Here is a 23132-nt window from a genome sequence, read left to right as displayed (position 1 = left end):
GAAGGCGGACACGTCGTGCGGTCGACCTTGGAGCGCAGCTTGCGCGCCGGTATCCGCGCAAACCATCGGATGAATGACCGAGGCCGTGGCGAGAACCCTGGCGCTATGCTCCCTGCCCATGAACCTGTCCCAATCTGACGCAGAGGTGTCCGCCGTTGCCCTGCTCGACGTGATCCGCTCGATCGCGTTCGTGGGCGACCTGGCCATGGGCCAGCCCACCGATCACTCCCCGCGCGCCGCATGGATCGCCGGGCAACTGGCCAAGGCGGCCGGCGCCGATGAGGAAGCCTGCGCGGAGGCAGCCACCGTCGCGCTGCTGCGCTGGTCCGGCTGCACCGCCAATGCGCCGGAGCTGGCGCGATTGGTCGGCGATGACGTCAGCGCGCGCAAGGCGCTGCTTGCCATTCGCTCGCCCGGCAGCGGCTTTCGCGCCGGCACCAAGGGGAACGGCTCGGCGTTCCACTCGCTGTCGCGTATCCATTGCGAAGTCTCCGGGGACATCGCCAGGGAGCTGGGCCTCAGCGACCCCGCGCAATTCGCGCTGCGCCATCTGTTCGAAAGCTACAACGGCGCCGGCGCGCCGGATGGTTTGCAGGGCGAGCAGATTCCCGCCTCGGTCTACATGGCATCGCTCGCCGGCGACCTGGACGTTTTCCATCGCCTCTATGGTTTCGAGCAGGCCTGCGAGCTCATCGGACAACGCGCCGACGTGCTCTACTCCGTCGGCCTTGCCTCCTTGCTGATCGCCAACGCCGCGCACTGGCTGGCGGAACTGGAGAGCGACCCCACGTTATGCGGCGCCTGTTCGCTCGGCGACGTGTTCGCTGGCCGCACCACGTCGCTGGAAATACTGGCCGACGTCATCGACCTGAAACTGCCGTGGATGACCGGGCATTCCCGGCGCGTCGCGCAGCTGGCCAGGGACACGGCCATCGCGCTGGAACTGGACGAAGCCCGCCAGCAGAAGGTGTACCGGGCCGCGCTTATCCATGGCATCGGCCGCGCCGCCGTACCGAACATGGTCTGGGATACGCCCGGCAAACTGCTGGACCCGGAGTGGGAGCGCGTGCGCCTTGTCCCCTACTGGTCCGGACGCGCGGCGCGCCAACTCGGCAGCCTGGCCGGCGAGGCCGACATCGCGTCCTATGCGTACGAACGGCCGGACGGCTCCGGCTACTACCGGGAAGCCACGAGCGGAAACATCCCCATCGAAGGGCGCATCCTCTCCGCAGCCACCGCATGGGCGGCCTTGCGCGCGGCCCGGCCCTGGCGCGAAGCCATGGATGAAAGCGCCGCCCAGGCCGTGATGCAGGCGGAAGCCGCCGCCGGACGCCACGACGCCGATGTGGTGCGCGCGCTCTTCAAAGGCCCGCGCGCGAACCGAAACAAACCGGCCGTCGCCGCGCTGACCAGCCTGCTGACGCCGCGCGAACGCGACGTGCTGCGCTGGATCAGCCTGGGCGCCAGTAACAAGGAAGCCGCGCGCAAGCTGGGCATCAGCCCCAGCACCGTGCGCACGCACGTCGAAAGCGCCTTCCGCAAGCTGGAGTGCACCACCCGCGCTGCGGCTACCTTGAAGGCGACGCAGTTGGGCTTGCTTTAACATCGGCATCGGTGCACCGGCGTGCCGCGATTATTTCAACGCATCACGATGCGCCGCGAGAAATTCATTCACCAGACCAGCCACCGTATCGGGCGCATCGAGCGTGGCGAAATGCGTGGAGTCGAGGATATGAATCTCCGCCTGCGGTGCATCGCGCTTATAGGCAAACGCGCCCGGCGTGGTGAAGAACTGATCCTTGTTGCCCCACAGGACAAGCACCGGAACGTTCAGCCGCTTGAGCAGTGATTGCCACGCGGGGTAGCGCTTCACGTTGTTGCCGTAGTCGAACCACAGATCGTTTCGCGCATCGATGATGCCTGGTCGCTGCGCGGCGGCGGTCATCTGCATCAGCGCGTCCGGGCCGGCGTGATCCTCGTCGTCCCGGTCGGCGGCGCTGGGATAAGGCAGGGATCGCACATAGGCGGCGCGGCGGCTGTCCACGGCAGCGTTGCGATGCTCCCAATGCTGCCGCAGCTCTCCCTGCGGATCCTGCGCGGAAGGAAAGCCATCGAGGTGAATCACCCCGTTCTGCACCATCACGGCGGCGATGGAGTCCGGATGCATAGTCATCAGGCGGAAGCCCACGGGCACGCCGTAATCCTGCATGTAAAGGCTGTAGCGCGTGATGTGACGCGCCTTCAGAAAGCCGTCCACCGTCTGCGCGAGGTGATCGAACGTATAGGCGTAGCGCTGGTGGTCCGGCGCATCCGAGTAGCCGAAGGACGGATAGTCCATGGCGATGACATGCACGTGGCCGGTACGGGCCAACGTCTCCATCACGTCGACGTACATGAGGGATGACAGCGGGTTCCCGTGAAGAAACACCACCGTCGGGTCGTCGGGATTGCCGCCTTCGCGGTAGAAGATCTGCAGACCATCGACGGGTTGCCAACCCTCGTGCAGCGGCGTGGCCTGCGAGGACGGCGCCAACGCGCACAACAGCAGGAAGGATAGAAGCACGGCAAGTCGCATATAGTCTCCATCGGGCATACGGAATGGCAGGGCGTGACAACGCCATGCGACGTGCCCGCCTCGCGACAAGGCGGCCTGATCCCATGGCGTTGCCAGTATTCGGGTGGCGCGCGCCCGCGTGAATCGATATTTTTTCAAGCGCCGTTGAACGCCCTTCAACCTTGGACACGCCATGCCTTTCGCCTTGCCGCCCATGCACACGCTCCGCACCTTCGAAAGCGTCAGCCGCCTGCGAAGCTTTACCGGGGCCGCGGAGGAACTTCACCTGACCGTCAGCGCGGTCAGCCACCAGATACGCGCACTGGAAGCGTTCTACGGCACCCGTCTGCTCCTGCGAAACCATCGCGACGTCGCCCTCACCAAAGCCGGCGACATGCTGCGGGAAGTCGTTGCCGAGTTCCTCGAGAAACTCTCGGCCACCGGCCGCTCGCTACGCAGCCAGCCTACCAACCGGCTATCGCTCAGCGCACCGCCATCCCTGGTGAGCCGATGGCTGATGCCCAGGCTCGCCGGTTTTCTCGGCGCCCACCCCGACGTGGACTTCAAGCTGCACGCCACAGCCGACCTGATCGACCTGGAAGCCGACGAGGTCGATTTCGCCATCCGCTACGGCAAAGGGAACTGGCCGGGACTGACGTGCGAAGCACTCTTCGACGAAACCGTTTTCCCCGTGGCGTCTCCGGCCTTCCTCGAGAAGCGCAATGTGCGCAGCCTGCAAGACATGACGCAGGACATGCTGCTGCGTGACGACTTCTTCAGCTGGAGCCACTGGCAGGACCAGATCGGCGGCGCCCTTGCAGCAAACCCGTCTGGCCCGCTCTACAGCGACTCCTCCCTGCTGCTGCAAGCGGCGGAGTCGGGCCAAGGCATCGCGCTGGGACGCAGCGTGCTGGTGCAAGACGCGCTGGCTTCCGGCCGGCTGGTGCGTATCGGCTCCCAGGCCATGAAGGCCGATGGCAGCTACTACCTGGTGCGCGCATCGTCGACACCCGCCACCGCGGCGATGGATGCATTCCGGGTGTGGTTGATGGCAGAAGCGAACGGCTAGACGCTCCCTCAAGGAACGCGATTCAGAACCAATAGTCGGTGACGCAACGACCGTCCCGCGGCAGGTCGTCCGTGGTGTCGAGCCCGTCGTGACGCACAATGGGAATCGACGCGACACTTTCCCGATTCGCCATCCGCAGGTTGACTCCCATGGGGCGCTTCCCGTCTTGGGAGCTCGGAGAGAGCACTGAAACCGCACGCCGTGACTGGTGTAGCCGTTGGATTCGCATTTTTCGTTAATGCACCTGGTTATCGATGCAAGATGGGGCAGCATGCATTCGACCACCGGGTTGCTCTTGGGCGCTGGTGTATGGATCCGCTTCCGCGGACAGGGCGGACATCAACAACTGGCTCAGATAGAGCCCAGTGAAACTGCGAGTGCGATTGTATGGTGGCTTCGCTCCACAGGTGTATCGATGGGGCGGAACTCTGCGCTCAGGCCCGCTGAGCCGACTCCGAATAGGCAATGCTAATTACTTGTTTTTGCCGCATTCGCATTCAAGATGCCGATCGACTGCATGCCCTTCTGCAGTGCGGGAAGGTTTCCGCCTTTGGGCCAGCCGATCACGGTGTCCTTCAACACTCCGTCGCGATAGAAATAGAAAACCGGTGTCTCCCAGGTTGATATGCCTTTCCAGGAGTCTCGGGAGTAGGCGATATCGAACTTGATGGAAGCGTGGTTGTCGTTCCACTCTTGAACGGCTTGGTTGTCCAGGTTTCGCGAGGGTGGAGTGATCCAAATAGCGCGTCTACGAAAAACGTCGTTGAGTGTTGGATTGCCTTCAATGACCGCGACAGCATTTTGCGAAAAAAAAATGACAATACGGGTGTCCCACGACGACGATCATGGGGCCTTTACTAACATCAACGTGAGCACTTGAAACAGAGCCGTCGATGGGCGACACCTGGAGCACTTCTTGCTCGCCGGGGCTCATGTCCATTATTGAGAGCTTGGGCAGCGCAGGAACTGTCATGCCGGGGTGCGCATCTTTCAGGCTCACTGCCTTATCGAATTGCCGTAGTTCTATGTATGCGCCGTACAACTCAGCAAAGTCGACGTCCTTGGCTGCGCCACGCGACTCCAGAGCTTGCAAATCAAGCTCCATGTCCGTGACGTACCGCTGTTCAACTAGGTAGAACGAAGCTGTATCTGCGGCCCGGAAGATCAAAGTGAGGTCATCGATGCCCAATTTCGCAAGCTTTCCGGCTATTTGAAATGGCGAGATTTTTTCTTCGTACAACGCAGCGATACGTTGCGCCTTGATCGGCACATCGACGGCGTCGAGATTCAACGCATTAATTTGGTTGTAAGCGTCTTGGATGGTCGTTGTATCGGCGACAGATGCCGGCGCGGCCGTCACCTTCAATGCGGTTCCTGTGGCAAGGGTCAGCGCCAAGACCATGCTGGCCGTTAGCGCATGCTTGGTGAAATGTCGGATCACCGCTTACTCCTGTTTGAAGATGCACGCCAACGAAGCGGCGTGCATCGATTCCATGGGAAATTAGCAGTTACTGGTACAGATCGCCTGCATCGTTTGGAGACAGGTTCCGCGAGACTGACAGCGATACCCATCGTGGTCACAGCCACCACTGCCGGGATCCACGGTGTGGCCCGGGCCGCAGGTCATGGGTGACGCATGAATCAAAGCATCAGTTGCGGTATCGATTCGAGCCCCCTTGGAAGCGGTCGGCGCCAGTCGTTGAACGCCGAATAGGCTCAGCAACTGATAGATATCGCTAGGGGTTAGTTCCCGCTCGATATCGGCGTAGCTAAAGCCTGTGAGGCCATTTTCATTGAAGGTCAAACTGGCCAGGAATCGCTGCTTGGCGGCAGGAGAGAGCTTGTCGAACGCTGTTCCCGATACCTTTGACGAGAGCAATATCCGATTTACATCGAGCACGGAATGTATTGGTGCAAACTGTAACGCAAGCTGGTTGTCCGTGCTTTCGCGTGTCAGGAATTGATTGACCAGTTGGCTTTCGCCAGTAATCGCAGTTTGAGCCAATGTGCTCAGAGAACATGAGCCGAAAGCGAGTCCAGCCGCTACTAATAGCGCAAGTTTCATAGCTTTCTCCATATCCGAACTTGATTGGTGCGCTAACCATGCGCATCCGAGCTCTTCAGACTGTGAGAGACGGTTGGAGCAAGATGTCTCATCGCACTCGTCAGTGCAGTGACTCCTGTCGGTGTCAGTATTCTTATGAAGCGCTGCGGATTGGCGCTGTGGCGACGCGCGGGGCGGATGTCAGCAGTTATGGGTGCAAATCGCGCCCATGGCTTCCACACATGTGCCTGGCGAGGCACATCGGTATCCATCATGGTCTGTCCACAACGGCCGCGGCTTTCCTTCGAGATGTTGGGTTACCCGCATCGGTTGCGCCTTTCCTAGACTTTCGGCCACCCAAGTCAGGTCCCCTCCCAACCGTCGATCAGCTATGGCGATTGAAAGACGGCAAATTCGGCAACTTTTACGTCATTGGCTCCAACGGTTCCGGGGACTCTATCGCCATAGCGCTGTCAGGATCAGTTGTTTATCTGAACCATGACGATGGCTTTCGACCTTGTTATATCAACAAGGACGTCTTGGCCCTGTCCGAGACGCTTTTGCGATTTCGCGAGATGATTCAAGAGGCCGCCAAGCGCAACGGCTCTACTTTCGTATATGGACAGGTGCCGAGGGAGGCAGTGGATACGATGCGCGAACACCTGCGATCCTACGATCCAACGGCTCTCGATGAGGGGGCAATGTGGGCCGATGAACTGGACGAGATCGACAGCGAGCGGACGTAGATCAGCCGTCTGCTTTCGACCTAAAACGGACCTCGGATCGGTGGTCAATCGCCGGATACCCGCAGGAGCTTTGAATAATGGACCCAGTCACCCGCGCTTCCTGGAAAACGTTACCCGCTCCCGAAAAGCGCGAACGCCTGGATGTGCCGGATATTTTCTCGGACGCTGTCGCCGCCCGCATGCGCGGTGGCCATGTTCCCGTCGATATGGATGACAGGTGGTTCATCTACTTCGAGGATGGCTGGCTGCACTTTCATCGCAGTTGGACGGGGGCGCACATCTTTGCCATCAAGCTGGATGGTTGCGCGGCGGGTGTTCGGGTGATCGATGGCTGGGCGAGTCGGGATACGGAGCAATATCGTTCGTCGGGGATTGAGCATGACCGTCAGACGGTGGTGAAGCTTATTCACAGCCACTTCGGTTGATGATGCGGAAGGGGCGATAGGGCGTGGAAAAGGAACGCGGACTCGCATGGAACAAGGTCTGGGGCGTCTTCGTCGCGCTGGTGATGGGGCCTGTTTCGCTGCTGCTTTTTGAACCGCCGCGGTCCTACCTGTTGTCCTGCGCAATGCTGTGCTTCGGATGGTACGAAGTCTTTGGGGCTCTTCCCAACGTGAGTAGCAACGCAACCCTTTCGGACGTCTATCGTGCGTTTCGTGCCATGCCGGCGGGACGTAGTGGCCGGGGCAGCCGCCTTGTCGGCTTGCTGGGTCTGGTGCTGGCTATCGCCGCGCTGCTGGTGCGGCCATGGTGGTAGAGGCGGACGAGGCCGCATCTTCGGTCACCGGGTGTTGCAAGGCAGCGCCGCCAGCGGGCCGCATGCTCCGCAAGGCCCATGTCGATCCCGCAGGCGCCCGTTCGTCGCTTAGGTGAAGGCGGCCCTGTCGGTCGCCGTTTCTGCCGAGGAGAGCGTCATGTCGTACATCGATGGTTTCGTGATCGCCGTGCCCCATGCCAACCGCGAGCGGTTTATCGAGCATGCGCGTACCTTTGACGCCATTTTCATGGAGTACGGGGCCACGCGGGTGGTGGAGTGCTGGGGCGATGACGTGCCCGATGGCAAGCTCACCGATTTCCGCCGCGCGGTACAGGCGCAGCAGGACGAAGCGGTGGTGTTTTCCTGGGTGGAATGGCCGGACAAGGCCACGCGCGATGCCGGCATGGCGAAGTTCATGAAGGACCCGCGCATGGAGGCCGCGGCCGACTGCCCGTTCGACGGCAAGCGCATGATCTTTGGCGGCTTCAAGGCGGTGGTGAGCCTGCCCGCCTAGGCGCGATGGCACGGCTGCTGTCGGGTGCGGGCAAGCGTGCGCTGCGTAGATTTGCGATGTGGCGTGTAGGGGAATCTACCCGTCCGTGATCGCCCCAGGTGTGGCGCATCGACCCGTGAACCGATGCGCCACGGGGACGATCAACGGGCGGGGTTAAGCGTTCACGACGCGCCGATGGGATGGCGCGCCGGCGGACAGCTCGATGCAGTGCACGGCAATATCGAGCGCCGCCGACATTTCACTCGTCAACGACCCGACGATGGGGTCGCCCGGCATGCCCGAGATGACCAGCCATTCACGCTTTTCCAGGCGATCACGCAGGTACGTGAGCACGCGGAGCGCCGTGGTTTGCGGGTCATACGGGAGTGTCGGATCGAGCCCGGAAGCGTCCGGGTCGTGCGGTGAAGGTGTTTGGCTGCCGTCGTCAGCTAACGACGGACGTGGCCCTGCCTTATGATCGCGGTTAGCCATGATCAACTCTGCTTCAGTTGGTTATGGTTAGCGGGTCGTCGGTGTTGGTAGCACCGGCGGCCCGCGCCTCACGGCATCACTGCCGTGGTCACCCGCGCAGCCCGGAAGAAGATGGAGCAGACGGCGCGGGTGACGAGCACAGCTTACGCCCATGTGCCGGGAACAGGCACGCCGGGCGAGGGCTTGAGATGGGTGCGGCGAAGGCCTACGGCGTGCCCGTGAAGGTGGGCACGCCTCAGAGCTTGAGATAGAGCTTACGGCGGTCCATGACCGCCACCACCGCCCACCACATCGCGACGAAGACAACGGCATAGGCCAGGGAGGCGATGTACGGCCCGGCCAGCGGCGTGATCCAGTCGGCGAATGCGTGCTGGTAGAGCGGGCCCTGCACGCCGAGCGCCGGCAGCAGGATCTGCATCAGCTCCGAGCCGGCATAGGCGGCCACGGCGTTCACGCCGAAGCGCCGGCCGATGGCTGGCCAGCCGCGCCGGTCGATCAGCCAGTGGAACAGCAGCAGGGCCAGCGTGGCCCAGCCGGCCGTCCACAGCACGAACGAGGACGACCACAGGTTCTTGTTGAGCGGAAACACCAGCGACCACGCCAAGCCCAGCAGCAACCAGGCGATGCCCGAGAGCATCAACGCGCGGGTGTTGCGCTGGCGCAGCCATTGGCCGGCGCGCAGGCCGAGCAGGCTGGTGGCGAGCGAAGGGAAGCTGCTCAGCAGCCCTTCCGGGTCGTGGCCGCGGCCGGTGATCGGGTCGATCTGGTAGACGGTGTGGCCGAAAAGGGCGAAGTCCGTGCGGCTGGCGATATTGGCGAATGGTTCCAGCGAACCGCCGGCCAGCAGCACGCCCCAATAGCCCAGCAGCAGCGTAGCGATGGCCGCCCATTGCACGCGCGGCGGCGTGTAGATCGCAAACAGCGCCGCGCCGGCGAAACACACGCCAATGCGTTGCAACACGCCAAGCAAGCGCAGGTGCGCGCCCGGCAAGAGCAGCCACGCGATCACGTTGATGGCCAGGCCCAGCAGCACGATGCGCAGCGCACGCTTGAGCGCGGCCTGCATCAGCGCATGCGAATCCGCGCCCTGCTCCACGCGCGGCCCGATGGCCAGCGCGATGGACACGCCGACCACGAACAGGAAGAACGGAAACACCAGATCCGTCGGCGTGCAGCCGTTCCATTCCGCGTGCTTCAGCGGCCAATACGTGTGCACCCAGTCGCCGGGATCGTTGACCAGCAGCATCAACGCCACGGTGCAGCCGCGCAGCGCATCGACGGAGCCCAGGCGCTTGAGCATGGCGTTCAGGGCGCGGCCTTGTCCGCCGGCAACAGCGTCACCGCGCCCACGCCCCAGATGGGGCCGGTGATTGGCGAGGTGAACACCAGGCACAGGTCATGCGTGCCGGCCTGCTTCGCCAGCGCGCCCTGCAAGGTGAAGGTGGCCGGCGCATCGGCGGGCAGTGGCAGCGAGGCGACTTCCCTGCCCTTGCAGCTGTCCAGATGCACGACCAGTTCGCCCTGCGGCGTGCTTGCCTTGTGCGACACCACCAGCTTGGCGTCGTGCGCCAGTGCGTAGTTGCGCGGCAAGGTGGCGGTATCCACGCGGATGCCGGCGATGCCGTCGAGCTTCGCCGCCTTGTAGACGCGGCAGTTGTCGAACACGTTGATGAGGTAGGTGGGCGCCATGCTGGTGGCGTCCGGCGTGGGCTGCACGCGCAGGCGGAAATCGCTGCCCGCGCAGTTCTCCAGCTCGCCGGTGCCGCGCGTGCGCAGCGAAGGCAGGTCGAGCACGCGCGTGCGCGCGGCGGCCAGCGGCGTACCGTCGTCGGCCAGGGCCACGGCCTTGACGGTGGTGGGCAGGTTCACGTTGAACGGGCGCACGTACAGCGGCGAGGACGCGCTCGGCTCGCTGCCGTCGATGGTGTAGTGCACGTTGCCGAACCTGGCCTGGTTGGACAGCGTGACGCTGGCGCGGCCGCTGGCGATGGCGGCGTTGCGATCCACGTCGATGGACGGCGCGAAGGCGCTGTCGGCATAGGCGATGTCCTGCACGCGATAACGCGCGAGCTGCGACGGCATGCGCTCGAGGAAACCGTGCCAGTCGCGCACCTTCACCGGCGTCCATGCCGCTTCGGCCAAGGCATCCATGCGCGGGAAGGCCGCGTACTCCACATGGCGCATCGTGGGCATGTGCTCGGTGAAAATCGTGGCCTGCATGCCGAGCACGTGCTTGGCCTGCGCGGCGTTCAGTTCCTTGGGCACCGCTTCAAACGTGTAGTAGCTCTGCAGCGACATCGACGGCAGGCGGCCGGTGGTTTCGTCCGCGCGGTCGCTTTGCATGGAATCCATGTAAAGCTGCGGCGCAGGCGCCAGCACCACGTCGTGGCCGAGCTTGGCCGCATCGATGGCGCCCTTGGTGCCGCGCCACGACATCACGGTGGCGCTGGGCGGCACGCCGCCTTCGAGGATTTCGTCCCAGCCGATCAGCCGGCGATTGTGCGCGGCGAGGTACTTGCCCATCTGTTCGATGAACCAGCTTTGCATGGCGTCTTCGGTCTTGATGTTCAGCGCACGCATGCGCGCCTGCACGGCGGCGGAGGCTTTCCACTGGTCCTTCACCGCCTCGTCGCCGCCCACGTGGATATAGGTGGACGGGAACAGCGCCATCACCTCGTCCAGCACGTTGTGCAGGAACTCAATGGTGTGGTCGTCGACGTTGTAGAGGTACGGGTTCACGCCCCAATCCGCAGATACCGGCGGACGCGTGCCGGTGACGCCCAGCTCCGGGTAGGAGGCGATGGCCGCCTGCGCATGGCCGGGCATGTCGATCTCCGGCACCACGGTGATGTGCCGCTCGGCGGCATAGGCCACCACGGCGCGGATGTCGTCCTGCGTATAGAAGCCGCCGTAGGGCTTGGGCGCGGGCTGCTTGCCGGTGGTGGGCGGCGTGCGCCATGCGCCGATGCGCGTGAGGTCCGGATAGCGCTTTATCTCGATGCGCCAGCCCTGGTCGTCGGCAAGGTGCCAGTGCAGCACGTTGAGTTTGTGCTGGGCCATCTGGTCGATCAGCGTGCGCACTTCGTCGGGCGTCTGGAAGTGGCGCGCGGAGTCGAGCATCAGGCCGCGCCACGCGAAGCGCGGCTGGTCGCGGATATGCACAGGCTGCACGTGCACGTCGCCTTCGCCGGGTGCGGGCGTAAGCAGCTGCCACGCGGTGATGGCGCCGTAGAACAGGCCGGCCTCGTCGCGGGCGACCACGCGGATGCCTTGCGGCGTGACGTCGAGCGCATAGCCTTCCTCGTTCGCCACCGGCGCCTGCGGATCGCGCTTGAGCACGATGGCGCCGTTCTCCGGCGCGCCGGTTTTCACCTGCAACTGCAGGTGGCGCGTGTGCGCGGTAAGCGAGGCCAGGTATTCCGCCGTGCGGCGCGCGTCGGCGTCGCTGCCGTCGACCACGATGGGCGTCTGCGCGCTGACAGTGAAGGTGTCGCCGGAGACGCTGAGCTGTGCCGGCATGGGGATCAGGTTCACCGGCGCCGCGCCGTGGGCGAAGGCGGTGATGCCGCACAGGGCAAGGGCGAGCGCGTAGCGTGTCTTCTTCATCAGGGTTCTCGCTGCAACGTTCAGTGTTGCCTTAATCATGGGGAAGGCTGATGGCGAACAGATACCACGCATCGTGCGGCAGCCATTGCTCGGTCCAGCGCCAGTCGTCGTCCTTGCCGGTCTGGGCGTAGCCCAGGTCGAAGGCGATGCCGTCGTCGTCGGTGAGGCCGGAGGTGATGCCGTTGATGATCGCTCCGGGCGCGTTGGTGTACGCGTAGGAGTCGAAGAACATGTACGGCGCATTGTTGTGACCGCTGCCCATCAGCATGCTGCTGTCATACGGGTTGCGGCCAAGGATCCAGTGCAGCTGGTTCCACGCATACGCCTGCAGCTGCCGGCGGAAGGCATCGTCGCCTGCGTACAACGGTGCTGCGAGCCGCGCGGCAGCGGCCAGCGACGCGAGGCGCGCGTTCTCGCCCTGCCACCACGGTGCGGCTTCCGTGTCGTGCGGAAAGAAGAACGCCGTGCGCACGCGGCCGTCGCCGTAGCGCACCAGCTGCCGCGCGTAGCCGAAGGGGTTATTCGTGTCGGCCGTGACTGCAAGCTCGGCCTGCAGCGAACGCTTCACCGTGTCGCGCACTTTCGCCTGCCGCTCGGCGTCGGTGATGGCGGCGTATTCCACCAGCGCGACGACCGGCAACCCGGCGTCGGCGGGATGGAAGAACGGGCGCGTGCCGTCGTCGGCGCGCCAGTAGTCGCGATGGCCATCGTGCGTGATCAGCCGCGCCATCAAACGATCGGCACGGCCATCGGCGGCCTTGCGCCATGCCTCGTCATGCGTTGCGCGGTACAGCTCCACGGCCGCCAGCAGCGCGCAGTAGTCGTCGACGATGTTTTCCTTGCCGTCGTTGATCAGCTCGCGGTTGTGCGCGTCGAGAAAGCGGTAGGCATCCTCGGCGGCCTTGAGGTAATCCTGGCGGCCGAAGTCGCCGTCCACGCCCGTGCCCGCCGCCAGCGCCAGCGCGGCAATGGCCATGCCGCCGCCACCGCGGAAACTGGCTTCGTACGCGTGCGGGCCGTGCGCCGGCTGCTCGATGTTCTCGGTGTGGTCGCCGGGCTTCAGCTTGATCTGCGTGCGCCAGTTGGGGTCGCCGATAAGGCGGTCCTGCGGCAGCTTGCCGGGGCCGGGGCCATCGATGGATTGATAGAACGAACCGTCCGGCCGTTTGTCGCGCACGAGGAAGTCGGCGCCGAACAGGCCTTCGTCGAGCAGGCGGCGGTTGTATTCGCGGAAGTTCTTGTCCTTGCGCGCTTCCAGCTGCTGCCAGGTGCGCAGCAGGCTCCACGCCGCCAGCGGCACCTGCTGCGGATTGAAGTAGCTGGTGAGGTTCTGGTGCGACAGGTGGATGCCGTAATCGCCGGTGGCGTCGTACCAGCCGCCGTGGATGTCGAGCGTGCCGGGCGAGCCGTCGGGATGCGCCAGATGCGTGTCGGCCTTGTCGATGAGCCCGCTGGATCGCTGGCCCTTGAAGTAATACACGACGTTGGAGAGCGTGTGGCGCTCCAGCACGTTGTCCTGCACGTCGAAGGTCCACGAGCGCACGTCGTGGCCGCCCATTGGCAACTCGACGTAGTAGTGGCCGGGCGTGCGCACGCTGCTGAAATCGGCAACGGCGTAGCTGCCGTTCCATCGCGCGACCGGTGCGGTGGCCGTGGTCGTGCCTTGCAGCACGACGTTGCCGGTGTCGGCATTCACCACGCGAAAGGCTTGCGGGGCGGCACCCGTCGCGCCCATGACGATGGCCTGCTTGATGGCGCCGGTGTCGTAGCCGACCTGGTCGACCAGCACCTTGGCATCCGACGCGGCGGCCGCGTTGGCGGCAAGCAGCAAGGGGACAACCGCGAGACGGCGACAGGGCTTCATACCATCGGCTCCAGCAGGTGTTTCGATGTACGGACCCCCGAAGAAAAAGCGGGCCCGGCAAGCACGCCGGGCCCGTTTCGGGGAGAAAAAAGTACTACACGGGATCAGAACTTGAAGTTGGCCTTCAGCATGTACTGGCGGCCGGTCACGTATTCCGCGGACATCTGCGTCTTGCTGCCCAGGTACGCGTAGTACTTGGAGTTCAGCAGGTTGAGCATGTTCAGGCTGAGCGAGAAGTTCTTGTTGATCTCGTAGCCCAGGGTGGCGTCCAGTTCCTTGAAGCCGTCGATGTAGGTCGACGGCGCACCGGCCACGTAACCACCGGCGAGGTAGCTCGAACGGTAGGTGTAGGCCAGGCTGGCGCTGTACGGGCCCTGCTCGTAGTACGGGGCGACCGTGTACGAGTTCTTGGAGTTGTACGGCAGCGCGCCGCCGGACTTGGTGGACGCGTCGGAGTACGTGTAGTTGGCACGCAGGCCGAAGCCGTAGCCGTAGGTCTGCTGGTAGCTGATGGTGCCGCCCTTGACCTTGGCGGTGCCGCCGTCGACCGGTGCGGTGACGTCGTAGGCGCACATGCCCGAGGCCGTACACGCGCCCGAGGCAACCAGCGCCGCGGCGTTGGTGGCGAAGCCCGGCTGGGTCCACGAACCGTTCTGGCGCTCTTCCGTGGTGGCCGCGTTGACGATGTAGTTCAGCACGTGCTTGTAGAAGAACGACACGGCAACCAGCGATTCCGGATTGAAGTACCACTCCGCCGAACCGTCGAAGTTCACCGAACGATACGGCTTGATGTTCGGGTTGCCGGCCGCGGCCGTGAGCACCGTGTCGTTGGCGGCGAAGTACGGCGCCATCTGGTTGTACGGGGCGTAGGCCAGGGTTTCCGACGCGGCACCGCGCAGGATCACGTCAGGCGTGACGTTCCAGGCGATGTTGAACGACGGCAGCCAGTTGTTGTGCGTGCTGTCCTGCGTGACGTAGCCGAAGCCGCTCGGGAACGCGCAGTCCCAGGTGTCCGCCGCGGCGCACGGCTGCGGGATCACCCAGCCGCTGCTGACGTTCTTGGTGTGCACGTAGCGCACGCCCAGGTTGCCGTGCACGGTGTCGGTGCCGAAGTTGGCCTGCAGGTAGGCGGCCTCGTTCTCCTGGGTGGTGGCCCAGGTGTTGTCCCAGTACGAGTTCGGATCCTGCGTGGAACCGAAGCCCGGCGTGCTGGTGACCGCGTTGAAGATGGCGTTGGCGCCGGCGGTCTGCACGTGCTGGATGGCCGTCTGGCTCAGCCCCAGGCTCTTGGCGCCATTGAGGTCGGTAAGGCCGCCGAAGCCGATCTGGTTGAGCGTGAGCGCCTGCGGACCGGTGTAGACGTTGAGCGTCTGGCTTTCCCAGTGCTTGGCATAGCGCACGCCGGCCTGGATGTTGTTGAGGAAGCCGTCGAAGTCCTTGGTGAAGTCCAGCTGGCCGTAGGTGTCCTTGGCCTTGTAGAGCTCCTTGCCGAGGTTGCCGCCCCAGCCGTTGTCGGCCCAGTAGCTCGGGTCGTTGGCGGTAGTCGGGTCGGTGTACTGCGGGCCCTTGCTGATGGACCAGTCGAAGCCGCCGCCGTAGTAGATCTCCTTCACGGCCGCCTGCATCGGGTTGCGCGAGGTGCTCACGCCGGCCTGGCCGTCCAGGCGCCAGCCGTCACCCTTGTACTCGCCGGAGAGATCCACGCCCTTGGTGGTGATGACCGACTTGCGGGCGTTGTTGTCGGCGTAGGTGTCGGCCGTGCTGACGCAGTTGAGGTTGTTCTGGCACGGCGTGCCGGCCTGGCTGCCGCTGGTGATGATGCCGTTCGGGCCTTCGTTGAGCGAAGTGATGCCGGCCGGGTTGTGCAGCGACCAGGGGTACAGCGACTGGTTGACGTTGCTCAGGTTGTCGCGGGCGTACATCAGGCCGAGGTTGAAGCTCAGGTTGTCCATCGGCTTCCACTGCACGTTCGAGGTGACGCTGTCGCGCTTCTCGGTCTGCTGGAAGTTGGACACGCTGATCTGGTTCGGGATCTGGTCGCTCAGCTTGATCTTGCCGGCCGCCACTTCAGCCGCCGCCACCGGGCTCTTGCTGACGATGTCGGCCACCGAGGAGTAGCCGTAGTTTTCCAGGCCCTGGCGGTTCTGGAACTGCTCGTAGTGCTGCGCGGACACGTCGACGCCGAAGGTCTTGTCGTCGTTGTGCCAGCTGTAGAACACCGAGCCGGACGGACGGCTGTCCTTGACCATGTCGTTGTAGTTCACGCCGAACGAACCGCTGACCGTGTTGGACGGCACGTCGAGCGGCTTGACCGTGTGCATGATGATGGTGCCGCCGAGGGCGCCTTCGGGCAGGCGGGCTTCGGGGCTCTTGTAGATCTCCAGGCGGCCGACCACTTCGGGCGCGAGCAGCGAGTAGTTGAAGCCGCGGTTCGGCGCGTCGTCGTACAGCCACACCGCCTGGGCCACCGGGTGGCCATCGAGCAGGGTCAGGTTGAGGCTGGGATCCATGCCGTTGATGCTCACGCGCTGCGTGGCGCCAAGCTGGCGGTCGAGCGTGACGCCCGGCACCTGGGCGAGCGCTTCGGCCACGTTGCTGGCCGGGAACTTGCCGATGTCTTCGGACGTGATGGCGTCCACGATGGCGTCGGCGTTGCGCTTGGTGTCCATCGAAGCCTGCAGGCTGGCGCGGATACCGGTGACGGTGACGGTTTCCAGCTCCTTGGCCTTGGACTGGTCAGGCGCCTGGTCCGACGACTGCGACTGCGACTGCGGCGCCGGGCCGGAGGCCGGAGCGGCGGTCTGCGCGTAAAGCGAACCGGACAGACAGAGTCCGGCAACGATGCTGGCGGCTAGAAGCGTCTTGCGATGTGACATGGTGTCCTCCCCTCGAAGGCATTTCGGCAGCGGAAGTTGTGGGTCGTCCGGCTGCTGCGTGGCGGTCTGGGCTTGCGCCCGGCTCAATGCAACGGTTGTTACTCGGGTGTTGCTCTCCCCTGGTCTTACGTATGCCCGTCCAGGTACAGGCCGGCCGCACCGATCACACCGTGCTGGCCGTGCTCCATCAGTCGTACGGGAACCTGCTGCAGAAAGGCGCGCATCACGCCCTTGTTGAAAAAGCGCTGGCGGAAGCTGCTGGTCAGCAGCACGTCGCGGATCTGCGGAAGAATGCCGCCGGCGAGGAACACGCCGCCGCGCGCGCCGTAGAGCAGGCACAGGTCGCCCACGAAGCTGCCCAGCAGGCCGCAGAACACGTCCAGGGCTTCCACCGCCGCCGCGTCGCTGCGCTCCAGCGCCGCCTGCGTGACCTGCGCCGGCTGCGCCAGCACCGGCGACTGCCCGCGCAGCGCGCACAGCGCGCGATACAGGTTGAGCAGGCCCGGGCCCGACAGGGCGTGTTCGAACGACACGTAGGCGCGGTCGCGCGCCAGGTAGCGGAGTATCTCGATCTCGCGTTCGTTGCCCGGCGCCAGCGCGATCTGGCCGGCTTCGGTGGCAAGCACGGTGGCGTGCGGATGGCCCGGCAGCAGCACCGCCGAGCCCAGGCCGGTGCCCGGGCCCATCACCAGCACAGGGCCTTCGGCCGGCGGCGCTTCGCTTTCGATCACGGCGGTGGTGTCGGCCGTGCTCAGGAACTGCGTGGCATAGGCCACGGCTTCGAAATCATTGACGACGGCGAGCTGCTCGATGCCGAGGCTGTCGCGGATATCGCGGATGGAGACCGGCCACGGCAGGTTGTCGTTGACGATGGCGTCGCCCAGCACGTAGCCGGCGCTGGCGACGGCGCAGCGGTCCACACGCACGGAGCGATCCAGCTGGCCGACGAAGTCCTGCAGCACGGCCGTGAGGCTCGGCCACTCGGCGCAGGCATAGCGGTGGTACTGCAACACCGTCACCGGGCGCGAGCCGTCCGGCTGGCGACTCACCAGCCCGATGCGGGCATGCGTGCCTCCGACGTCCGCAGCGAGAAACATGGCTTCGTTCGCCAGGAACTCGCGTGCGCTGTGGCTGACCCCTTCGACCACTGCGATCCCCTCGTCATCCTCGTGTCACGTTCCTGTGAACGCGATCCATGATGGCCGAGTCTGGGTAATGCCTGACAACGTTGTCAACAATCCACAAGTCATGTGCAGGAAAGACCTGTGCGGCAGGGCAGCATGCGGCGTTGAGGCGGGCCGTTTTGCCCGCGCCTCGTTTTCATGTAATTCATTGTTTGTCATGCATCTTTTGTCGTTTATGGGCGACGAATAGGCCATTTCGCAATGCGCCACGACAACGATGTTGAGCCATGACCCGATGCGGCCAAATGGCAGTCCGAAAGGGGGGATTTCCGGCCTTGTTACAGCTGCCCAGGCAGGTGACTGCGTCGCGGATTGACAACGTTAGGCCATCAACTCGTCCGGAATTTTCCGATGCAGGCTCGCGCTCCGGCGATGTGCTCGGGCCATATGAAGCGCCTGCGCGCGGATCGGCAAACGCGGGCCGTTCTGCAACACTCCCCGCGAACACGCGATGGTCCACCACGATGACGCACCCCCCTGGCGCCGACCCGCACGATCCATCACCCGCCCCGGCGCGCGCGGACGGCGACGCCATGACCGGCATGCCGTCCGACATCCGCCTTGAAGCGCTCGCGGAAGGCGCCTGGCTATGGCGCTTCGGCGACACCATCGACGCCACCGTGAATGCGCGCGTGCACGAGGCCGCCGCGCGGCTGCGCGCGCATCTGCCTCACGTCGAATGCGTGCCTGCGTATGCGAGCCTGCTGCTGCGTGTCGACCTTGCGGAATGGGAAGCGCACGGCGGCCCGTTGACCGCGGAACGCCTGCGCGCAGCGATCGAGGCGGCATGGCGGAAGGATGCGTCGACCAACGTCGTCGCGCGCGAAGTGACAGTGCCGGTGTGGTACGCCGGCATGGACCTGGCCGACATCGCCGCCCATGCGCGCCTGTCGACGGACGAAGTGATCGCACGCCACAGCGCGCCGACCTACCGCGTGGCCATGCTGGGCTTTGCGCCGGGCTTCCCGTATCTGCTCGGGCTCGATCCTGCCCTCGCCATGCCGCGCCGCAGCCAGCCGCGCATCAGCGTGCCGGCCGGCAGCATTGCGATTGGCGGGTTGCAGACCGGCATCTATCCGCAGGCGCTGCCGGGCGGCTGGCATGTACTCGGCCGCACGCCGCTGCGGCTGTTCGACCTCGACGCCGATCCACCGTCGCGGCTGCTACCCGGCGACCACGTGCGCTTTCAGCCTATCGATGAAGACACGTACCGGCAGTTCGCCGCGGAAGCGGGCGTGACGCCATGAGTGTCGAGGTCATCAAACCCGGCCTGCTCAGCAGCCTGCAGGACGGCGGCCGCAGCGGCTACGCACACCTGGGGCTGGGGCGCGCGGGCGTGATGGACGAACCCGCCTGGCGCCTGGCCAATGCCCTGGTCGGCAACGACGCGAACGAAGCGGCGCTGGAGATCACGCTGGCCGGCCCCACGCTGCGCTTGCAGCGCGACGCGGTGGTGGCGCTTACCGGCGGCATCATCGATGCACGCGCGGATGGCCAGCCGCTGCCGCCGTGGACCACCTGTTTCCTGCCGGCCGGTACGCCGCTGCGCCTGGGCGGCATGCGCCACGGCTGCCGCAGTTACCTCGCCATTCGCGGCGGCTTTGCCGTCGCGCCGGTGCTGGGCAGCCGCAGCACCGACCTGCACGCGCGCACCGGCCCGCTGGACGGACGCGCCTTGCAGGCGGGTGACGTCATCGATACGGGAAACGCGGAACACGCGCCATGGTTCCGCTCGCGGCGCACCGTGCAGGCGTTGCGCTGGGGGCTCGATCCGCAACCGTGGCTCGACTATGCACGCGCGCCGCTGGCCTTGCTGCGCGGCCATCATTACGACGCACTGGATGTGCCATCGCAGCGCGCGCTGTTCACGCAGCGCTTCGCGGTGAGCAAGGACAGCAATCGCACCGGCTGTCGCATGGATGGCGCGCCGCTGCAGCTGTCGCATCCACTCGAACTGATCTCCGAAGCCACCCTGCCCGGCACGCTGCAATTGCCGCCATCGGGACAGCCGATCCTGCTGCTGGCCGAGGCACCGGTGACGGGCGGCTATCCGCGCATCGGCCAGCTCGCGGTGGTGGACTTGCCGCGCATCGCGCAGCGCCGGCCGGGCGATGCCGTATGCTTCGAGACCATCGCCATGGACGACGCCCTGCAACGCCTGCGCGCGCGGAACGACGCGCTGCAACAACTGATACGACGCATCGCCCAACGGCTGGAATCGCCATGAAAAACCGCTTCGCCAAGACCATCGACATCAACAGCGACCTGGGCGAATCCTTCGGCGCCTGGCGCATGGGCGACGACGCGGCGCTGCTCGCCATCGTCAGCTCGGCCAACATCGCCTGCGGCTTCCATGGTGGCGACCCCGACATCATGCGCGGCACCGTCGCGATGGCCGTGCAGCACGATGTCGCCATCGGCGCCCATGTTTCGCTGCCTGACCTGCAGGGTTTCGGCCGGCGCGAGATGGCGGTGACGCCCAACGAAGCCTATGCACTCACCCTCTATCAGATCGGCGCGCTGCACGGCTTCGCGCAAGCCGCCGGCACGCGCCTGCGCCACGTCAAGCCGCACGGCGCGCTGTACAACATGGCTGCGCGCGACGCGGCGCTGGCCGCGGCCATCGCGCGCGCCGTGCACGATTTCGATCCCACGCTGCGCCTGTTCGGGCTGGCGAATTCCGCCCTCGTCGATGCCGGCGTCGCGCTGGGATTGGCGGTGGCGTCCGAAGCGTTTGCCGACCGCCGCTATCGATCCGATGGCTCGCTGCAACCGCGGCGCGAGCCCGACGCGGTGATCCAGGAAAGCGACGAGGCGATTGCCCAGGCGATGGCCATGGCGCGCGAAGGACAGGTGCGCGCCGTCGATGGCAGCGTCATCGCCTTGCAGGTCGATACCTTGTGCGTGCATGGCGACGGCGCGCATGCGGTCGCCTTTGCGCGGCAATTGCGCGCCGCGCTGGAAGCGGCCGACATCGGCATCGCGGCGCCGCACGCCACGGAGCATCGCGCATGAACTACTGGCCGCTGTTGGGGGTGGCGGTGATCGTCATCGGCTTCGCCCTGCGCTTCAATCCGGTGCCGGTGGTGGTCGGCGCGGCGCTGGTCAGCGGACTGCTGGCCGGTTTGCACGTGCCGGATCTGCTGGCCTTGCTGGGCAAGAGCTTCGTGTCCTCGCGCATGCTGCTGATGTTCGTGCTCACCCTGCCCGCCATTGGCCTGCTCGAACATGCGGGCCTGCGCGAACACGCGCAGCAATGGATGGGACGATTGCGCGGCATGACCCTGGCGCGGTTGCTGATCGGCTACCTGCTGGTGCGCGAAGCGTTGGCCATGTTCGGCTTGACCGGCGTGGCCGGCGCAGCGCAGACGGTGCGCCCGCTGCTGGCGCCGATGGGCGAGGCGGCGGCGGAAAAGATCCATCCCGAACTCGACGCCGCCGACCGCGACGAGGTACGCGCCGTCGCCGCGGCCACCGACAATATCGGCCGCTTTTTCGGCGAGGACGTGTTCATCGCCCTCGGCGCGGTGCTGCTGATCCAGGGTTTCTACGCCCAGCACGGCATCGACCTGACGCCGCTGTCGATTGCTCTGTGGGCCTTGCCCACGGCCATCGCTGCATTCGTGATCCAGTCGGTGCGCATCTGGCTGTTCCAGCGCCGGCTGCAGCGCCGCGCATCGGCGCGCAACGCACAGGAGGGCTGAGCATGCTGCGCATCGAATACGCCTACTGGCTGATCGCGGCCTTCCTGTTCTACACGTCCTGGCGCAAGGCTGGCGAGCGACAGTTCTATTGCGCGGCGTTCTGGGGCTTGCTCGGCCTGCTGTTCGCCGGTGGCGACGCGGTGCTCGCCGCGCAGAAGGCCGGCAACGCCCTGCCCGCGCAACTGGCGGGTTGCGTGGTGATCGCGCTGGCCCTGATCGCGCCGCGCATGCGCCGCAAGGCCCATCCGGAAACGGCGAGCGCGTCGGCGCGACTGGCTTCCGCGCTGCGGCTCGGCCACAAGCTGTTCGTGCCGGCGCTATTGATTCCGCTGGTCACGCTGGTCGTCGCGCTGGTCGGCGAGCACCTGTCGATCGGCGGCCATGCATTGTTAGCCAAACCGCAGATGACCTTGACCGGCCTGATGCTGGCCTGCGTGATCGCCCTGCTCGCGGCAGCGCGCGTGGCGCAGGCGCCGGTGCTTCAAGGCGTATCGGAAGGCCGCCGCCTGCTCGACGCCATCGGCTGGGCGGCGCTGCTGCCGCTGCTGCTGGCCGCGCTGGGCGAAGTGTTCACGCAGAGCGGCGTCGGCGCCGCCATCGCCGCGCTGGCGCAGATGATCCTGCCCGAAGGCAATGCCTTCCTCTGCCTGCTGGTGTTCGCGCTGGGCATGGTGCTGTTCACCGTGATCATGGGCAATGCGTTCGCCGCGTTCCCGGTGATGATGGCGGGCATCGGCCTGCCGCTGCTGGTGCATCGCTATGGCGCGCATCCAGCCATCCTTGGCTCCATGGGCATGCTGTGCGGCTATTGCGGCACGCTGCTCACGCCCATGGCCGCCGACTACAACCTGGTGCCCGCGGCCCTACTGGAATTGCGCAACCCTTACGGCGTAATCCGCGCCCAGGCCTGGAGCGCGGCGGGCATTTTCGCCGCCACTTTCCTCGCCATGTGGGCGCTGGTGTTCCGCTGAGCACGCCGCATGACACGAGAGCTTTGCCCATGACGAAACCACCGCGCATCCTGCTCACCGGCTTCACGCCGTTCGGCAACGAAGACATCAACCCCTCGTGGGAAGCCGTGCGCGAGCTGGACGGCAAGCACATCGGCGGGCACCTCGTGGTGTCGCGCCTGCTGCCCACCGCATTCGCCGATTCGCAGCGCGAGCTGTCGCTCATGGTGGACGAGGTACGGCCGGCGATCCTGCTGGGCGTCGGCCAGGCCGGCGGACGCAGCCGGCTCTCCATCGAGCGCGTGGCCATCAACGTGCAGGATGCGCGCATCCCGGACAACGCCGGCGAGCAACCCATCGATGAGGCCGTGGTGGCCGGCGGCCCCGCGGCGTACTTCAGCACCCTGCCGGTCAAGGCCATGCTCAAGGCGCTGCTGGCGCAGGGCCTGCCGGCGGAGCTGTCGAACACGGCGGGCACCTTCGTGTGCAACCACGTCGCCTACCTGATGCTGCACCTGGCCGCCCCGCATCGCGACCTGCGCGCAGGCTTCATCCATATTCCCTACCTGCCCTCGCAGGCGGCGCGCTTCCCGAATGCGCCAAGCATGAGCAAGGACGACGTGGTGCGCGCACTCACCATCGCGCTCGAGGTGGCAGCCACGCAGCGTGTGGACGAGCGGATGGGCGCTGGCACGCTGTGACCTGCCCCCGGGCTTAGGGCCAAAACCTATTTCGTAGAGTCCAAGGTTGCGAGCTTATCGCTCGGTGATGGGTTGGCAAGGGTTCCTTGATC

General features: G+C 65.4%; 22 protein-coding genes. 12 read left to right on the top strand and 10 right to left on the bottom strand.

Annotated features, from left to right (window positions below; genetic code table 11):
• Positions 1-118: 118 nt before the first annotated feature.
• On the top strand, positions 119-1603 hold the full coding sequence (locus BDW41_RS20345) for an HD domain-containing phosphohydrolase (RefSeq protein ID WP_074551951.1): 1485 nt from the start codon (positions 119-121) through the stop codon (positions 1601-1603).
• A 30-nt stretch (positions 1604-1633) separates the two neighbouring features.
• Here the strand turns inward: BDW41_RS20345 and BDW41_RS20340 are convergent, their stop codons facing one another.
• Positions 1634-2770 (bottom strand): alpha/beta hydrolase, encoded by a 1137-nt coding sequence (locus BDW41_RS20340; RefSeq protein ID WP_083337802.1) that lies wholly within the window; start codon positions 2768-2770, stop codon positions 1634-1636.
• On the opposite strand from BDW41_RS20340, the gene gcvA reads away from it, so the two are divergent.
• Complete coding sequence (gcvA, locus tag BDW41_RS20335; RefSeq protein ID WP_074551953.1) at positions 2748-3623, top strand: transcriptional regulator GcvA; 876 nt, start codon at positions 2748-2750, stop codon at positions 3621-3623. The genes BDW41_RS20340 and gcvA overlap by 23 nt on opposite strands.
• Before the next feature lie 22 nt (positions 3624-3645).
• Here gcvA and BDW41_RS23875 read toward each other — a convergent pair whose 3' ends face one another.
• The 3 genes from BDW41_RS23875 to BDW41_RS23255 form a co-directional block, all read right to left on the bottom strand.
• Positions 3646-3774 carry a hypothetical protein gene (locus BDW41_RS23875; RefSeq protein WP_255412987.1) on the bottom strand — a complete coding sequence of 43 codons (129 nt, stop codon included), beginning with the start codon at positions 3772-3774 and terminating at the stop codon, positions 3646-3648.
• A gap of 630 nt (positions 3775-4404) precedes the next feature.
• Positions 4405-5064: a hypothetical protein gene (locus tag BDW41_RS20330; RefSeq protein WP_074551954.1), complete on the bottom strand. Its 660-nt coding sequence runs from the start codon at positions 5062-5064 to the stop codon at positions 4405-4407.
• Positions 5065-5124: 60 nt separating this feature from the next.
• Entirely contained in the window at positions 5125-5688 is a 564-nt protein-coding gene (locus BDW41_RS23255) for a hypothetical protein (protein WP_146217395.1), read from the bottom strand.
• 38 nt (positions 5689-5726) lie between these two features.
• On the opposite strand from BDW41_RS23255, the gene BDW41_RS20325 reads away from it, so the two are divergent.
• The 4 genes from BDW41_RS20325 (at position 5727) to BDW41_RS20310 (ending at position 7684) form a co-directional block, all read left to right on the top strand.
• The gene (locus BDW41_RS20325; protein WP_083337803.1) at positions 5727-6413 is read left to right on the top strand and encodes an SUKH-4 family immunity protein; all 687 of its coding nucleotides are present in this window, start codon (positions 5727-5729) and stop codon (positions 6411-6413) included.
• A 77-nt stretch (positions 6414-6490) separates the two neighbouring features.
• Positions 6491-6838 carry a hypothetical protein gene (locus BDW41_RS20320; protein ID WP_074551956.1) on the top strand — a complete coding sequence of 116 codons (348 nt, stop codon included), beginning with the start codon at positions 6491-6493 and terminating at the stop codon, positions 6836-6838.
• Between the two features lie 23 nt (positions 6839-6861).
• A complete protein-coding gene (locus BDW41_RS20315; RefSeq protein WP_074551957.1) occupies positions 6862-7170 on the top strand; it encodes a hypothetical protein in 309 nt (102 codons plus the stop codon).
• A 157-nt stretch (positions 7171-7327) separates the two neighbouring features.
• Positions 7328-7684, top strand: a complete 357-nt coding sequence (locus BDW41_RS20310; RefSeq protein ID WP_074551958.1) for a DUF1428 domain-containing protein — start codon at positions 7328-7330, stop codon at positions 7682-7684.
• A gap of 153 nt (positions 7685-7837) precedes the next feature.
• On the opposite strand, the gene BDW41_RS23250 is transcribed toward BDW41_RS20310, so the two are convergent.
• The 6 genes from BDW41_RS23250 to glk all read right to left on the bottom strand — a co-directional run bounded on the left by BDW41_RS23250 (position 7838) and on the right by glk (position 17649).
• A complete protein-coding gene (locus BDW41_RS23250; protein WP_146217394.1) occupies positions 7838-8155 on the bottom strand; it encodes a hypothetical protein in 318 nt (105 codons plus the stop codon).
• A gap of 235 nt (positions 8156-8390) precedes the next feature.
• Positions 8391-9455, bottom strand: a complete 1065-nt coding sequence (locus BDW41_RS20300) for a heparan-alpha-glucosaminide N-acetyltransferase domain-containing protein (protein ID WP_074551960.1) — start codon at positions 9453-9455, stop codon at positions 8391-8393.
• 5 nt (positions 9456-9460) lie between these two features.
• Entirely contained in the window at positions 9461-11761 is a 2301-nt protein-coding gene (locus BDW41_RS20295; protein WP_074551961.1) for a family 20 glycosylhydrolase, read from the bottom strand.
• 31 nt (positions 11762-11792) lie between these two features.
• Positions 11793-13625 carry a glycoside hydrolase family 9 protein gene (locus BDW41_RS20290; protein ID WP_074551962.1) on the bottom strand — a complete coding sequence of 611 codons (1833 nt, stop codon included), beginning with the start codon at positions 13623-13625 and terminating at the stop codon, positions 11793-11795.
• Positions 13626-13729: 104 nt separating this feature from the next.
• Positions 13730-16501, bottom strand: coding sequence for a TonB-dependent receptor (locus tag BDW41_RS20285; protein WP_074551963.1), 2772 nt, complete (start codon positions 16499-16501; stop codon positions 13730-13732).
• A 125-nt stretch (positions 16502-16626) separates the two neighbouring features.
• Positions 16627-17649 carry a glucokinase gene (gene glk, locus BDW41_RS20280; RefSeq protein WP_074551964.1) on the bottom strand — a complete coding sequence of 341 codons (1023 nt, stop codon included), beginning with the start codon at positions 17647-17649 and terminating at the stop codon, positions 16627-16629.
• 500 nt (positions 17650-18149) lie between these two features.
• On the opposite strand from glk, the gene pxpB reads away from it, so the two are divergent.
• The 6 genes from pxpB to pcp are packed head-to-tail and all read left to right on the top strand — an operon-like array spanning position 18150 to position 23040.
• Positions 18150-18932 carry a 5-oxoprolinase subunit PxpB gene (gene pxpB, locus BDW41_RS20275; RefSeq protein ID WP_233496962.1) on the top strand — a complete coding sequence of 261 codons (783 nt, stop codon included), beginning with the start codon at positions 18150-18152 and terminating at the stop codon, positions 18930-18932.
• Positions 18929-19912, top strand: coding sequence for a biotin-dependent carboxyltransferase family protein (locus tag BDW41_RS20270; RefSeq protein WP_074551965.1), 984 nt, complete (start codon positions 18929-18931; stop codon positions 19910-19912). The genes pxpB and BDW41_RS20270 overlap by 4 nt, the downstream gene beginning before the upstream one ends.
• A complete protein-coding gene (locus BDW41_RS20265) occupies positions 19909-20700 on the top strand; it encodes a 5-oxoprolinase subunit PxpA (protein WP_074551966.1) in 792 nt (263 codons plus the stop codon). Before BDW41_RS20270 ends, BDW41_RS20265 begins: the two co-directional genes overlap by 4 nt.
• The gene (locus BDW41_RS20260; RefSeq protein WP_074551967.1) at positions 20697-21389 is read left to right on the top strand and encodes a DUF969 domain-containing protein; all 693 of its coding nucleotides are present in this window, start codon (positions 20697-20699) and stop codon (positions 21387-21389) included. Before BDW41_RS20265 ends, BDW41_RS20260 begins: the two co-directional genes overlap by 4 nt.
• 2 nt (positions 21390-21391) lie before the next feature.
• Positions 21392-22360: a DUF979 family protein gene (locus BDW41_RS20255; RefSeq protein WP_074551968.1), complete on the top strand. Its 969-nt coding sequence runs from the start codon at positions 21392-21394 to the stop codon at positions 22358-22360.
• Between the two features lie 29 nt (positions 22361-22389).
• Positions 22390-23040 (top strand): pyroglutamyl-peptidase I, encoded by a 651-nt coding sequence (gene pcp / locus BDW41_RS20250; RefSeq protein ID WP_074551969.1) that lies wholly within the window; start codon positions 22390-22392, stop codon positions 23038-23040.
• Positions 23041-23132 lie beyond the last annotated feature (92 nt).

Origin of the sequence: Dyella sp. AtDHG13 (assembly GCF_003201105.1) — a bacterium.
Classification (GTDB): Bacteria; Pseudomonadota; Gammaproteobacteria; order Xanthomonadales; family Rhodanobacteraceae; genus Dyella; species Dyella jiangningensis_B.
This window is presented reverse-complemented; position numbering and strand designations above follow the sequence as displayed.

Coding starts and splice junctions, on each gene's coding strand:
- BDW41_RS20345 (WP_074551951.1), top strand. CDS start 119: ATGAACCTGTCCCAATCTGACGCAGAGGTGTCCGCCGTTGCCCTGCTC.
- gcvA (WP_074551953.1), top strand. CDS start 2,748: ATGCCTTTCGCCTTGCCGCCCATGCACACGCTCCGCACCTTCGAAAGC.
- BDW41_RS20340 (WP_083337802.1), bottom strand. CDS start 2,770: ATGGGCGGCAAGGCGAAAGGCATGGCGTGTCCAAGGTTGAAGGGCGTT.
- BDW41_RS23875 (WP_255412987.1), bottom strand. CDS start 3,774: ATGGGAGTCAACCTGCGGATGGCGAATCGGGAAAGTGTCGCGTCGATT.
- BDW41_RS23255 (WP_146217395.1), bottom strand. CDS start 5,688: ATGAAACTTGCGCTATTAGTAGCGGCTGGACTCGCTTTCGGCTCATGT.
- BDW41_RS20325 (WP_083337803.1), top strand. CDS start 5,727: ATGCGCATCCGAGCTCTTCAGACTGTGAGAGACGGTTGGAGCAAGATG.
- BDW41_RS20320 (WP_074551956.1), top strand. CDS start 6,491: ATGGACCCAGTCACCCGCGCTTCCTGGAAAACGTTACCCGCTCCCGAA.
- BDW41_RS20310 (WP_074551958.1), top strand. CDS start 7,328: ATGTCGTACATCGATGGTTTCGTGATCGCCGTGCCCCATGCCAACCGC.
- BDW41_RS23250 (WP_146217394.1), bottom strand. CDS start 8,155: ATGGCTAACCGCGATCATAAGGCAGGGCCACGTCCGTCGTTAGCTGAC.
- BDW41_RS20300 (WP_074551960.1), bottom strand. CDS start 9,455: ATGCTCAAGCGCCTGGGCTCCGTCGATGCGCTGCGCGGCTGCACCGTG.
- BDW41_RS20295 (WP_074551961.1), bottom strand. CDS start 11,761: ATGAAGAAGACACGCTACGCGCTCGCCCTTGCCCTGTGCGGCATCACC.
- BDW41_RS20290 (WP_074551962.1), bottom strand. CDS start 13,625: ATGAAGCCCTGTCGCCGTCTCGCGGTTGTCCCCTTGCTGCTTGCCGCC.
- BDW41_RS20285 (WP_074551963.1), bottom strand. CDS start 16,501: ATGTCACATCGCAAGACGCTTCTAGCCGCCAGCATCGTTGCCGGACTC.
- pxpB (WP_233496962.1), top strand. CDS start 18,150: ATGACGCACCCCCCTGGCGCCGACCCGCACGATCCATCACCCGCCCCG.
- BDW41_RS20270 (WP_074551965.1), top strand. CDS start 18,929: ATGAGTGTCGAGGTCATCAAACCCGGCCTGCTCAGCAGCCTGCAGGAC.
- BDW41_RS20265 (WP_074551966.1), top strand. CDS start 19,909: ATGAAAAACCGCTTCGCCAAGACCATCGACATCAACAGCGACCTGGGC.
- BDW41_RS20260 (WP_074551967.1), top strand. CDS start 20,697: ATGAACTACTGGCCGCTGTTGGGGGTGGCGGTGATCGTCATCGGCTTC.
- BDW41_RS20255 (WP_074551968.1), top strand. CDS start 21,392: ATGCTGCGCATCGAATACGCCTACTGGCTGATCGCGGCCTTCCTGTTC.
- pcp (WP_074551969.1), top strand. CDS start 22,390: ATGACGAAACCACCGCGCATCCTGCTCACCGGCTTCACGCCGTTCGGC.